The organism is Rhodoferax koreense, assembly GCF_001955695.1.
GTDB lineage: Bacteria > Pseudomonadota > Gammaproteobacteria > Burkholderiales > Burkholderiaceae_C > Rhodoferax_B > Rhodoferax_B koreensis.
In genome coordinates this window covers 3,142,759-3,155,741 of sequence record NZ_CP019236.1, presented here as the reverse complement: position 1 = coordinate 3,155,741, position 12,983 = coordinate 3,142,759, and the positions used below count along the sequence as shown (strand labels likewise).

General features: G+C 66.8%; 12 protein-coding genes. 3 read left to right on the top strand and 9 right to left on the bottom strand.

Annotated elements, in window-relative coordinates; genetic code table 11:
* Positions 1–60: 60 nt before the first annotated feature.
* The gene (locus RD110_RS14640) at positions 61–1,974 is read left to right on the top strand and encodes a putative bifunctional diguanylate cyclase/phosphodiesterase (RefSeq protein ID WP_083686282.1); all 1,914 of its coding nucleotides are present in this window, start codon (positions 61–63) and stop codon (positions 1,972–1,974) included.
* A gap of 91 nt (positions 1,975–2,065) precedes the next feature.
* Positions 2,066–2,878, top strand: a complete 813-nt coding sequence (locus tag RD110_RS14635) for an SDR family NAD(P)-dependent oxidoreductase (protein WP_076200154.1) — start codon at positions 2,066–2,068, stop codon at positions 2,876–2,878.
* A 12-nt stretch (positions 2,879–2,890) separates the two neighbouring features.
* On the opposite strand, the gene RD110_RS14630 is transcribed toward RD110_RS14635, so the two are convergent.
* The 9 genes from RD110_RS14630 to RD110_RS14590 all read right to left on the bottom strand — a co-directional run bounded on the left by RD110_RS14630 (position 2,891) and on the right by RD110_RS14590 (position 11,766).
* The gene (locus RD110_RS14630) at positions 2,891–3,847 is read right to left on the bottom strand and encodes a Csu type fimbrial protein (protein WP_076200153.1); all 957 of its coding nucleotides are present in this window, start codon (positions 3,845–3,847) and stop codon (positions 2,891–2,893) included.
* 9 nt (positions 3,848–3,856) lie between these two features.
* The gene (locus RD110_RS14625) at positions 3,857–6,340 is read right to left on the bottom strand and encodes a fimbria/pilus outer membrane usher protein (RefSeq protein WP_076200152.1); all 2,484 of its coding nucleotides are present in this window, start codon (positions 6,338–6,340) and stop codon (positions 3,857–3,859) included.
* 5 nt (positions 6,341–6,345) lie between these two features.
* On the bottom strand, positions 6,346–7,170 hold the full coding sequence (locus RD110_RS14620) for a fimbrial biogenesis chaperone (RefSeq protein ID WP_083686281.1): 825 nt from the start codon (positions 7,168–7,170) through the stop codon (positions 6,346–6,348).
* A gap of 23 nt (positions 7,171–7,193) precedes the next feature.
* Positions 7,194–7,736: a Csu type fimbrial protein gene (locus RD110_RS14615; RefSeq protein WP_076200151.1), complete on the bottom strand. Its 543-nt coding sequence runs from the start codon at positions 7,734–7,736 to the stop codon at positions 7,194–7,196.
* Positions 7,737–7,854: 118 nt separating this feature from the next.
* Positions 7,855–8,433 carry a Csu type fimbrial protein gene (locus tag RD110_RS14610; RefSeq protein WP_076205040.1) on the bottom strand — a complete coding sequence of 193 codons (579 nt, stop codon included), beginning with the start codon at positions 8,431–8,433 and terminating at the stop codon, positions 7,855–7,857.
* A 122-nt stretch (positions 8,434–8,555) separates the two neighbouring features.
* Entirely contained in the window at positions 8,556–9,425 is an 870-nt protein-coding gene (locus RD110_RS14605; RefSeq protein ID WP_083686280.1) for a DNA ligase, read from the bottom strand.
* A gap of 131 nt (positions 9,426–9,556) precedes the next feature.
* Positions 9,557–10,447 carry an EamA family transporter gene (locus RD110_RS14600; RefSeq protein ID WP_157900190.1) on the bottom strand — a complete coding sequence of 297 codons (891 nt, stop codon included), beginning with the start codon at positions 10,445–10,447 and terminating at the stop codon, positions 9,557–9,559.
* Complete coding sequence (locus RD110_RS14595; RefSeq protein ID WP_076200150.1) at positions 10,440–10,991, bottom strand: phosphonate degradation HD-domain oxygenase; 552 nt, start codon at positions 10,989–10,991, stop codon at positions 10,440–10,442. The genes RD110_RS14600 and RD110_RS14595 overlap by 8 nt, the downstream gene beginning before the upstream one ends.
* 4 nt (positions 10,992–10,995) lie before the next feature.
* Positions 10,996–11,766, bottom strand: a complete 771-nt coding sequence (locus RD110_RS14590; protein WP_239467041.1) for a phosphonate utilization associated transcriptional regulator — start codon at positions 11,764–11,766, stop codon at positions 10,996–10,998.
* 176 nt (positions 11,767–11,942) lie between these two features.
* Here RD110_RS14590 and RD110_RS14585 point away from each other — a divergent pair, with 176 nt between their 5' ends.
* Entirely contained in the window at positions 11,943–12,971 is a 1,029-nt protein-coding gene (locus tag RD110_RS14585; RefSeq protein WP_239467290.1) for a putative 2-aminoethylphosphonate ABC transporter substrate-binding protein, read from the top strand.
* Positions 12,972–12,983: the final 12 nt, after the last annotated feature.

Genomic DNA, 12,983 nt, shown 5'->3' with positions numbered 1-12,983 from the left:
TGGACGTCGCCATGGTTCGATCACATTCTGCAACCGCGTGGCTGTTTCAATCGCCACATCATGCCGAGGATTCCCTTCACGCCAGTCCGTTCCGTACCCCCCAGGCTGGATGACGGCCGCACCTCGGCCGGATCGGGCCGCCTGGCATGTCTTCTGCAAAGCCTGTGCGTGCGCTGGTTGGGTAAAGGGTTGCAACCCTGGGCCACGCAGCTGCCGCGTCGCCAGGCGCCGACCGGCATCTCGCCGGCCCCGCAGGTGCCCGCGCAGGACCAGATCGACCGCCAACTGGCGGCGCTGGTCTACGCCCACAGCACCGAGGCCATGATGGTGACCGACAAGGACAACTGCATCGTCGCGGTGAACCCCGCCTTCGTCCAGATGACGGGCTACGCGGCCGAAGAGGTGATCGGCCAGGATCCCAGCCTGCTGAACTCCCCGCACCACGACCAGTCGTTCTACAAGAAGCTGCGCCGCACGCTGCTCGACACGGGGCAGTGGCGGGGAGAGATCTGGAGCCAGCGCAAGTGCGGCGACTCCTTTCCCGGTTGGCTCAGCATCAGCACGGTGTACGGCCGGTTTGGTGAAGTTCAGCGCCGCGTGACGCTGTTCTCGGACCTGACCCGTACCAAGGCTTCGGAGGCGTTGATCTGGCGTCAGGCCAATTTCGATACGCTGACGCAGTTGCCGAACCGCAGCATGCTGAAGGATCGCCTTGCCGAGGAGATCAAGAAGGCCATGCGCGACGACCGCGCCGTGGCGCTGCTGGCGATCCATCTGGACAACTTTGCCGGCATCAACGAAAGCCACGACCAGGATTGGGCCGACCGGTTGCTGGTCGAGGCCTCGCGGCGCATCGTCGGCTGCGTGCGCACCACCGACTCGGTGGCGCGCACCGCCAGCGACGGCTTCGTGGCGCTGCTGACCGGCCTGCACAGCGCCGACCGCGCCGGCCAGGTCGCACAGAACATCCTGCACCGCCTGGCCCAGCCCTTCGAGCTCGACACGGCATTGGTCGCCTTGTCGGGCAGCGTGGGCATCACGGTCTATCCCGGCGATGCGGCACCGGTGGACACCATGCTGCACAACGCGCAGCAGGCCATGGTGGCGGCCCGTCAGCAGGGCGGCAACCAGTACAGTTTTTTCACACCCAGCCTGCAGGAGGCGGCACAACAGAAGTTGCAGCTCACGCGCGAACTGCGGGCGGCCGTGGCCGGGCAGCAGTTCTGCCTGCATTTCCAGCCCATCGTCGAACTGGGCACCGGGCGGGTCTGCAAGGCCGAAGCCCTGGTGCGCTGGCAACACCCGGAACGCGGCCTGGTGGGTCCCGGCGAGTTCATCGCGCTGGCCGAGGAGAACCGGCTCATCGGCGAGATCGGCGACTGGGTCTTCAAGGAAGCGGCCCGCTGGACGCTGCGCTGGCGCGAGACCTACTGCCCGCAATTCCAGGTCAGCGTGAACAAGTCACCGGCCCAGTTCGGCCGCACGCAGAACCACGCCGCGGGCTGGATCGCGCACCTGCGCCAGCTTGGCTTGCCGGGTCGTGCGGTGGCGCTGGAGATCACCGAAGGCCTGCTGCTGAACGCCACGCCGGCGATCGGGGATTGCCTGAGGAGTTACCGCGAGGCCGGGATGCAGGTGGCCATCGACGATTTCGGCACGGGTTATTCCTCGCTGTCCTACCTGAAGAACCTGGAGCTCGACTACCTGAAGATCGACCGCTCCTTCACCAGCAACCTGGCGCCCGGCGCCAGCGAACTCGCGCTGTGCGAGGCCATCGTGGTGATGGCGCACAAGCTCGGGCTGAAGGTGGTGGCCGAAGGCATCGAAACCGCGCAACAGCGCGACCTGCTCGTGGCCATGGGCTGCGACTACGGCCAGGGCTACCTCTTCAGCCGGCCGCTCGCACCAGAAGCCTTCGAGCACACGCTGATGTCCACCCACCATCGGGAAGCCGGTGCGGAAATGAAAAAGTGAATTCCACTTCCTCCGTTTCTCTTTGCGTCTCGCACCTCTATATTCCGCCTGCACGCCGATGTGTGCCATGGCAGAAAACAGAGGAGACCAGATGTCGGAACAAGAGTCGAACACCAGGGGCGCAGGCGGCGATGCAAGCATCGCCGAATTATTTTCGTTGAAGGGCCGGGTTGCGCTGGTCACCGGCGCCAGGCGCGGCATCGGATGGGCCGTGGCGCTGATGCTGGCCAAGGCCGGCGCGCACGTCGTGCTGAACGATGTGGTGGAACAGGAGTTGGCGGCCAGGGTGGCGGATCTCGAAGGCATGGGTTGCAAGGCCTCTGGCAGCGTCTTCGATGTGACCGATCACGCCGCCGTGAAGCAGGCCATCGACGCCATCGTGGCGGCGCACGGCGCGCTGGACATCGTGGTCAACAACGCTGGGAACCAGAACCGCAAGCCCTTCACCGATTACACCCCCGAAGAATGGGCGTCGATCCAGCAGGTGCATGTGACGGGCACGTTCAACGTGACCCAGGCCGCGGCGCGGCACATGATCGAACGGGCGTTCGGCCGCATCATCATGATGAGTTCGCTGTCGGTCGCGGCCAGCCGCTCCACGCTTGCGCCCTATGCCACCGCCAAGGGCGCCGTGACCACGCTGATGCGCGAACTGGCTTTCGAACTCGGCCCGAAGGGCATCACCTGCAATGCGGTGGCACCGGGTTTCCTCGACACCGAATTCACCACCGCGCTGGTTCAGGATCCCGCGTTCTCGGCTTGGGTGAAGCAGCGTGTGCCGCTCGGCCGATGGGGCCGGCCCGAGGACATCGCACCGGCGGTCCTGTTCCTCACTTCGCCCGCGGGCAGCTATGTGAACGGCGCCCTGCTGAACATCGACGGCGGTGTGCTCTGCGGCCTTTGAGCCCGAAGGCTCCTAGAAACTGACATCCACCACCACGCTGTCGGTGTAGACAGCGGCCGCCGGCGTGGCCTGGTCCTGGTAGACGCGGGCGGTGTAGGGGATGGTCTGCACGGTGCTGCCGTCGCTCGGGGCCGGGCCGTTGGCGCGCGCGGTGGTCAGGCTGCCCCAGACGGTGTTGTCGGCCTTGTAGATGTCGTAGGACAGGCGGTTGCTGCCGCTGGCCATCTGGCGGCGTCCGCTGGCGAAGTTGTTACCCGCGCTGAGGCCGACCGTGTAGGTCATGTTCTTGGAGCACAGGAGCGAGATGTTCTGCGACACGGTGGGAAAGCCGCTCACCAGCGGCGCGCTGCCGAAGCTCACCGGCGGCGCCGTGATGGTGCAGTCGTTGCTCACCGTCAGGGTCACCAGCAAGGAGCGCGTCACGGACGCGTTGGTCGAAACGCCGACGCAGGCCCCGAGCACGCCCAGCAGGCCTTCGCAGATGTTCTGGTAGTTCCAGGTGACCTGCAGCGTGTCGGTGTAGGTGCCGGCGGGCACGTTGGCGCCCGGCGCGGTGCTGATGAAGATCGGCACGTTGAGCCCGCTGCCGCCCAGCACGGTGAGCAGGTTCGTGCCCGAAAGATTGACCACCACCAGCCCACCGGTGTAGCTCGTGCTCATGCCCGCATTGCTGTAGACCTGGTAGGGGATGGCGTTGGCGCCGTTCTTGAGCGTGAGACCCGTCACCGACGGCTGGATCGTCGCCGTGATGGCGGGTGTTCCCAAGGCCGACAGCACGACGCCGGAGCAACCGGCGGCGAAGTTGGCCGAACTGGTGATCGCGGCGCCGCTCTTGACGCGGAATGTGGTGACCGAGCCGAGATTGCCCCCGGTTTCGTTCATGGTGCAAGCCAATGCGGCCGGCGCCAGTCCGCCAAGGGCCAGCCAGCAGAGCAGGGCGCGCGCGCCGTGGGTGATCTGGTGCAGCATGTGTCTGTCTCAGTGACGCCAAATGGGCAGTGCGCCCGGCAGGCGTTTGAAATCGGCCAGTGCCGTCTGCGCAACGGCGTCCGGCCGACAGGTCAGCGGGCCGATGCGCAGCACTTGCGGCTGGTCCGCCACGATCGGGAAATTCACGCGGCAGGCGATGTTGCCCGGGCCGCGCACCAGCAGTTCATTGTGTGCCTTCAAGCCCTCGAAATACACCAGGCCATCCCAGCCCACCACGGCGTTCTGCCCGCTCTGCACATGCTGCACCTGCCAGCCTACCGGCAAGGGCCGCCCCTGGCCGTCGACCAGTGTGATGCGCGCAGCCAGCGTTTTCTGGATGTCGAAGCGCAGCAGCGCGCCACTGCCCGAGCGCACGGTGAGACGCTGGGACGATTGCACGATCTGCATGTGGTCGGGCAGTTCGAGCACGTCGACGTCGATCCGCGCCGGATAGAAGCCCGGCACGCCCGGAACCAGCATGTGGCCGGCTGCATCGGTGCGGCCGATGACCTGGTTCTCGTAGCGGATCGGCACGTTCGGCACGCCGTTGGTGGAGACCAGCACGAAGGCGTCGTTGATGCGGTTGGCGGGGAAGACACGGCCGTCCATGAGCACCACCGAGCCATTTGCGCCGAACCAGGTCGCGCTGGCCCGTCCCTGGGCGTACGCGCCGGCGTGCAGTTGCGTGACCGCGGTCCGCCAGGTCCCGCTGGCCTGGCTGTAGTTGCCGCTGCTGCCGTTGTTCGCGTACGCCAGGTTCCATCCGAATCCGCCATCGGTGGGCGGCGTGCGGCTGTAATTGACCTGCGCAGTCGTATTGTCGCGGTCGCGCACCGTGGTGAGGCTGACCATGCTGCGGTCGTCGAGCGCGAAGGTCAGCTGGAACTGCAGGCTCAGGTCGCGCTGGCCGACGGCCTTGTTGAGGTTGACCGAGAAAAAGGCCTGACGTCCCACAGGCTTGCTGTACGACATGCTGACAAGCCGCGTGCGTTGCCGGTCCGCGCCCTGTACATCGAAGTAACCAGCGGCGATCGCCCCCGCGTCGCCCATCGAGAAGCTGGTGTTGACCTGGCTGCTGTGGCGGCTCAATCGCAGGCCGGCGGTGTCGTAGTTGGTGAGGTCGGCATAGGCGCCACTGCGGGCCGTGTGCTGCGCGCCGAACCCGAAATGGCGGCCGTTGTACTGGTAACCCAGATTGAGCCGGCTGCCCGATGCGCCGTGCATCTGGCTGCGGCTCAGGGCCGCGTTCAGCACCCCGGCGGCGCCCAGCGCCCGAAGCGCGCCGGCGCCGACCACGGCCAGCGATGGTGCGGCCTCGGCCCGACCTTCGAGCGTGAGCGCATCGCTGAAGCCGAAGCGGTAAGCACCGCTGGTGGCTGGCGGGCCGTAGTCGAAATTCTTTCGGCCGTAGCTGCGCCGCAGCGCGCCCAGCGACAGGCTGTAATCGTCGATCCCTTTCTTGAGGAGCGTGTTGGCGACGTAGAACGGCACCGTGGTGACCACCTGCCGGCCCAGCGCGTCGGTGGTGACGACCGACGCTTCGCCGGCGCCATTGATATAGGGCACGGTGTTCAGCGTGAACGGGCCGGGCTCGACCGATTCGCTGCCGGCCCTGTAGCCGTTGATGAACAGGTCCACCGCAGAAGGCACGGCGGCCTGGCCCGAGAAGCGCGGCAGCGGGTAGGTGACCAGGTCCGGCCGGACCCCGAAGTTGCGTGCGACCTGCAGTCCTCCCAGGCGTACCGCGCTGCCCCAGGACAGCGGCGCGGCGATCAGGTCGCCCGCGGTGGTGCTGCGCACGCGATCGGTGTCCGCATGCGTGAAGCGCGTGTCGTAGCGCAGGTAGCCCTGTTCGTCGCCTCGCGACGCATGGCGGTACACGCCGGTGTTGGAGAGCGAGCCCCAAGGACCGAAGACCCGCTGCTCGGTCAGCAGCGACGTCTGCGCCGCGCCGTGGTCGGCGCGATTGGCGTAAAGGTCGTAGTTGAGCAGTGCGCCGGTGCTGCTCATGGCGGTGAACGGCCTTTGCAGCTCGTCCGCCCCGAGCGTCTGCGCGGGCAGCCAATCCGGCGGCACCGTGATCCTGAGCCGCTGGCCGATGCTGTCGTAGACCATCGTCACGCCGGCAATCTGGTCCACGGCGACGTCGGCCTCCGGCGCCGTGCCGGTACGCACGCCGAGCGCCTGCAGCGCCGCGGCGCCGACGTAATAGTGTCCGCCCCGCAGCAGCACCTGCACGATCTGGCCGCTGGCGCGCTCGTTCACCACGAGTTCCAGGAACAGCACGGTCTGCAGCGGCGCGCCGCGGCTTGGCGGAGGGGGGAGCGGTTGCGCGCGCAGCGGCGGCTGGGTCGCCAGCAAGGCGGCCAGTACCGAGGCCGGCAGCGCCACCGCGCCAGGCCCGGCGCGCGTTCCCGTGTACCGGGAACGAGCAAAAGAGAGGTGTCCATGCGGCACGGTGCGGTTGAGCTTCAGCCAAAGGTCGATGGCCAATCGGGCTACTGCGGGCGCAATTTCTGCGGCGTCTCGCCACCATTGACCCTGGCCTCGGGCACATGGCCCATCGGCGGCGGCGCGGTGAGCGGCCAGCGCATCTCCGAATCGGCGAGCACATAACCCAACAGGCCGGGATTGATGACCACCGCGGCGCCGGACACGGCGGGATTCGTGCCGACCCACTGCACGCCCGTGAGCCGCGCATGGGCGGCGCCGCTGTTGCGCACGGCCAGAAACAGTTCGCCGCCTTCTCGCACGGTGCGCCAGGCCAACACCGGGACCGCCTGGGTGGCCGGGTCGCGCGGCTTGCCGGGTACGGCTTTGGTCCACAGGCCCTTGCCGTTCACGAACAGCGGGATCGAATACCGGATCTGCAGCTTCACGCCGATGGCACTGTTGGCGGGATCCGCCGGCCTGCCTGTGCCGCCATCGCTGTCGGGCAGTTCGTCGACGAGCACGCGGTAGGCGATCTCCTTGCCGTCGGGGACGGGCACGGTGTTCATCAAGCGGATCAACTGGCGCTGCCCAGGCGGAATCACGGCCAGGGGCGGGCTGGCGATGAGCTGCTCCTGGTTCACGAAGTTTTCCTGTCCGCCGGACTGGCCCCAGCCGAAGACGCGCACCTGCAGCGAAACCGGTTCGGTGCCACGGTTTTCGAGCCACAGCGCGGTGGCGCGCTGGTCTTCCTCGATCACCGGATCCACCGGCCAGATCATCACCGAGCTGGCCGCGTGAGCGGTGTGCTGCATCAGCGCGGCCTGCAGCAACGCGAAGACGAAGCCGGTCAAGACGAGCCCGCGGTGCAAGCCACCAGGGATACGGTTCATGCGTGGGGCTCCTTTCATGGGCATCACCAACTGAAGACCACCTGCACCGTGTCGCTGTACTGGCCGGCGGGCAGGCCCGAGCGGGGGGGCGTGGCGACGCCATAGACCGGAAGGCTCATCGCGGCTGAGCCGGTGGCGATCGGCACGGCCACGCCGGGGTGGTAGGTGGTGGTCATCGCCGCGGACAGATAGAGCTGGTAGGGCAGGTAGTTGTTGCCCATCCGCAGGCGTCGTTGCGCACCGAGCGCGTTGAGCCCGCCATCGAGCGTGACCGAGACGGCGGCACCCGGTGTGCATTGCACCAAGGCCATGCTGCCGCCGCTGGCGCTGAGCGAAGCCGTGCTCACCGTGCCGGCGACCGCAGACTGGGTGCCGAAATCCAGCATGCCGAAACTGACGCCGCTGGACTGGGTGGGACTGCCGACCACCAGGCAGCCGGACTGTACCGTGGCGTTGACGGCAAAGGTCGCGGTGGTGGGAATCGGCGTGGCCGCCATCACCGGCGCGGAGGCCACCCCTGCCGTGAGAAGAGGCACCAGTCCCGCGCGCACAAACCAACGGTGCATCGTCTCCTCCTGCTATTGTTTTGGAAGCAACTCGCGCGGAACTTTGCCACAGTTTTCCCGAGTCGGAAACTGGAAGTAACACGCATGTGGGGTCTTTCTGGCGCCCACAGAAGCGCGGTCACCAGGTCAGCGTGACCTGCAGTACGTCGACATAGCTGCCGGCGGGCATGGCATTGAGGCTGGTCTTGTTGATGCGGCCATACACCGGCAGGTTGACTGCCGCGCCGGTGCCGGGCAGGGGCACCCCGATGGCGGTGGCATTGACCGGGAAGGCGGTGGTCAGACCTGCGTCGCTGTAGACCTCGTAGGGCAGGTAGCTGGTGCCAAACTTCAGCGCCCGCGAGCCCGTGCCGACACCGCTGCCCTGGCCGGGGTTGTTGCCGCCGCTCACCGACACGGTGATGGCCGTCACGTCCGGCGAGCAGGTGATCTGGGTGGCTCCCGCGCCGCCCGCGCCGCCGGTGGCGGTGGCGGTCAGCACCCCGGTGAAGGTGCTGGGTTGTGAGCCGAAGTCCAGCGTGCCGAAGTTCACGCCGGAGTTGCCGGCGCTGGCTGCGCCGCTGATGGAACAGCCGGCCTGCAGGACCATTTGCGCGTTCAGCGTGCCGGACATGTTGCCCGCAGCCTGGGCGCTGATGCCGGCCAGTCCGAGGCCCAGTGCAACGGCGGAGGCGGCGATGGTTTTGCTGATCGTCATGGTCTTCATTCCTTGGTTTGAGCCGGTGTCACCCGGCGAAGTGCCGGTGTGTCGATGGAATGAATTGTGTTGGCGCGCAGCCGAAAGATCGTGACGCAACTGTGAACCGTGCGCAAGGCCGCTCAGGGTGGCAGGTCCTCGCGCGTTCGCAGGAAGCTCGCGAAACGCGGCACGCCGCTGGGGTTGACGTCCCTGAAGCGGTAGGTGATCCAGCTGCCGATGGCGGGTGGATCGCGCCGCTGCGCCGCGCTGAAACCGGTGCCGAGCCTGAAGCGCTGCCCCTGCGGGGTTTCCACCAGCAGCGCGCCCATGGCACCTTCGTACCGGCCCTTGCCCGGTAGGTGGGCGACGACACGGGCCTCGGCGTCGTCGAAGGGCTTGAGCTTGACCAGGTCGTCGCTGCGCGTTCCCCGGTAGAGCGAGGCACCTCGGTGCAGCACCAGGCCCTCGCCGCCGGCACCGACCGTCTTGCGCATCAAAGCCATCAGCGCGGCATGGCTGGCGACCCTGGTCTGCGCCACCGCGCGCACCCAGGGCCGGTTCATTCGCATCACGAGCTTGTCGAGGGCGGTCAGGCGTTCGTCGAAAGTGCCGCCATGCGCCGGCAGGTCGAACACCATGAAAGCCATACGGCGCCAGGTCGCATCTGCCGGGATCTGCTGGCGCACGGTGGACACGGCCTGAGCGAACGCGCCATGGCCGGCCCAGAGTTCGCCATCCATCGGCACCGCGGGCCAATCCGCCGTGAACCAGCCGGGCGCGGCGACGTGTTCACCGCCGCGCGTGCGCAGTTGCCGGCCGTCCCAGTAGCCGCGCACGCCATCGTATTTCTCGCTGACCCAGTAGTCGGCCAGCGGCATGCCCTGCCGGTAGACGTTGGCGAGCAGCAGAGCCGGGGCTTCGGCACCGGCCCGCGCCGGCACCAGGGCGGCAAGCGCCATCCACTGCAGCACGCCACGTCGTCCGAAAATCAGGGTCTCGAGGTGTGGCATGGTGCATCTCCGCTGGTCCCGCTGCGTTGATTCTAGGGAGCGCGCACCAGGTTTCAAGCACCATCCACGGCGAGGCCGCAGACGGCCGGAATCAGCGCGAATCAACGCGCGATGACTTGGCGTTTCGCGCGCTACCCGAAACGAAGCAGCATCACACCGGCCAGGATGACCAGTGTGCCGGCCGCGCGTTGCCAGCCGAAGCGTTCGCCAAGGAACGCCGCGCCGATCAGCGCCGCGAACAGCACCGAGGTTTCGCGCAGCGCGGCCACCGAGGCCACGGGCGCGCGCGTCATGGCCCACAGCGCGATGCCGTAGCTGCCGATCGAGGCCATCGTGCCGACGGTGGCGATCTTCCAGCGGCCGGCCATGTAGCGAAGGGCCGCCCGCCGGCCCGCGCCACGCTGCCACATGACGAGCATCATGTAGGGGATGCCGTCGAGCAGGAACAGCGCGGCCACGTAGGCCGTGGCGTTGCCCGAGGCGCGTACGCCCAGGCCGTCGACCACCGTGTAGATGGCGATGATGCAGGCGTTGGTAAGTGCGAACCGCAAGGCCTTGCGGCGCCTCGCTTCATCGCCATGGACGACGTGCAGGGCGTTGCGGGACAGGCCCAGCGTGAGCACGCCGGCGCAGATGGCAGCCACGCCAAGCCATGCCGCGAACGAGATGCCTTCGCCGATGAAGGTGAAGCTCGCCATGGCCACCAGCAGCGGCGCGGTGCCGCGCATCACCGGATAGGTGAGCCCGAGGTCGCCGTGCTTGTAGGCGCCGGCCAGCGCGATGTAGTAGCCCAGATGGATGACGGTGGTGAGCCCGATGTACGGCCAGGCGGCGGGATCGGGCAGGCCGGTGTAGAACACCAGGGGCAGGGCGAAGACAACGCCGATGCTGTGGATCAGCGCGGTGTCGAGCTGCTTGTCCCGGCCGGACTTGATGAGTGCGTTCCAGGACGCGTGCAGCACCGCGCCGAGCAGCACTGCCGCCACGACGGGGCCGGTGAGTCCCAGGATCGGCTCAGCCACCGAGGACGCAGCGCTCGGCGCGGGCCAGATAGTGCGACAAGGCGGGTGTGGGCAGCGCCTCTTCCTTGGCCAGGTCGTCCCAGAGCCGCAACTGCACGGCGTCCTGCGCGTGCGGCCGGGCGATGAAGGCCTGGGCCTGCTCGGGCGAGAACACGCCGCCCTGCAGCGCCAGGCTGCGCCGGGAGTCGGCCGACAGGGCCTCCAGGTAACCGGGCCGGGTGGCGCACAGGTAACGCTTTGCATCCACGTGCCATTGCACGGCATCGATGAGCCGCTGGCCGAACACGCCACGCAGGAAGGGCACGGCGACAAACTGGTGCAGGTCGTCGACGCCGCGCAGGGTCGGCGTTTCGCCCCGGTCGGCCAGCAGATGGCCCAGGTCGTGCAGCAGGGCGGCGGTGACGAGTTCGTCGTCGGCACCGCCCTGCTCGGCCAGCAACGCGGTCTGCAGCGCATGCTGCAGCTGGGTCACGGGTTCGCCGCTGTACTGGCTGTGGCCATGGCGCAGGAACAGGGACTCGATGTCGGTCAGGCTCAGGGGCATGGGCTCAGGCGTGGGTGTTTTCAAGTGACGTGGAACTGGCCGCATTCGCGGGGCGGCCCGCGGCCTGACGCTGCCGATGGTTCTGCAGCGTGCGCTCCCGGCTGTTCATGACGTGCTGGAACATCGCCAGGCCCGCGGCATCGGCGTCGCGCGCGGCGATCGCCTTGACGATCTGGCGGTGTTCGCGCGAATACACGGTCATCGATTCCCCGGTGAGGTTCTGCCGGCGAAACAGCGAAAGCTCGTTGACCAGCTTGCGGTAGGTGGCGGTGAACTTGGCATTGCCGGTAAGGGCAAGCAGCCGGTCATGGAAGTCGAGGTTGAGCCGGTGGTAGGCCTGGGCATCGCCAGCCTTGGCGGCCTGTTCCATGGATTCGACGAACTGGCGCAACGACTTGACTTCGGCCGGGCTGATGGTCTGCGCGAGCTTGCGACCGACGTATTGGTCCATCGCCGCGCGCAGCTCGAAGATCTCGAGGGCCTCCTCGATCGGCACGTCGCGCACGAACACGCCGCGGTTCTTTTCGGTGCGCACCAGGCCGGCTTCCTCGAGCATGCGGAAGGCCTCGCGCACCGGGCCGCGCGAAACGCCGAGCCGGTCGGCGAGGGTGGATTCGGTGAGCTTGGCGCCAGAGGCCAATTCGCCGTCCAGAATCAGGCGTTCGATCTCGGTCTGCACCAAACTCGCGAGCGAACTGCGCTGAAGCAGTGCGATCGCGGAGTGGCTTGCACTCCTGGGTGCCTCGGTCTTCGGGTCGTGCATCGTCGTGGCCATGGGCTGAATCGTAGTCGGTCTATTGGAGATTGTCTACGATTTACAAACTGTGAAATACAGAGTGGTGAATATTGGCATTGATTTTGCAAGCGCCGGATGTCATCAGGATGACATAGGTCTTGATCACAGTCTGCCTTTTTTGCACGAGGAACCTTCCCATGAAATTCTGGAAACCCATGTTGACCGGTGTCTTCGGTCTGGTCGGTGCCGTCGGCGCGGCTTATGCACAGAAGACGCAGCTCACGGTCTACACCGCGCTTGAGACGGATCAGCTCAAGGCTTATCAGGAAGCCTTCAACAAGGTCGAGCCAAACGTGGAAATCAAGTGGGTGCGTGACTCCACCGGCGTCATCACCGCCAAGCTGCTGGCCGAAAAAGCCAACCCGCAGGCCGATGCGATCTGGGGCGTGGCCGCCACCAGCCTGGCATTGTTCAAGAAGGAAGGCATGCTGCAGCCGTATGCGCCGCTGAACCTGGACGGCATCATGCCGCAGTACCGCGACAAGGCGAGCCCGCCGGCCTGGTGGGGCATGGACGTGTTCGGTGCCGTGGTGTGTTTCAACACCATCGAAGCCAAGAAGAAGAACCTGCCGGTTCCCACCAGCTGGAAAGACCTGACGAACCCCATCTACAAGGGCCAGGTGGTGATGCCGAATCCGGCGTCGTCCGGCACGGGCTACCTCGACGTCGTGTCCTGGCTGCAGCTGTGGGGCGACAACGCGGAAAAAGGGGGTAGGAGTGGCGGTGGCTGGAAGTTCATGGACGCGCTGCACGAGAACATTGGCCAGTACACGCATTCCGGCTCCAAGCCCTGCACCATGGCCTCCGCCGGTGAATACGTGGCCGGCATCTCGTTCGAATACCGCGCCCACGTGAACAAGACCAAGGGCGCGCCGATCGAGCTGGTGTTCCCGAAGGAAGGCCTGGGCTGGGACCTGGAAGGCTTCGCCATCTACAAGGACACCAAGAAGTTCGAAGCCGCCAAGAAGCTGGCCGACTTCGCTTCGTCGAAAGACGCGATGATCCTCTACGGCAAGGGCTTCGCCATCACCGCCATGCCTGGCGTCGCGCCCAAGCTGGCCAACATTCCCGACGACTACGAGTCGCGCCTGATCAAGCTCGACTTCGACAAGGCCGCCGCGAGCCGTGCCGAAACGCTGGCCGAATGGTCCAAGCGGTACGACGCCAAGTCCGAGAAGAAGTAAGGCTCGGACGCT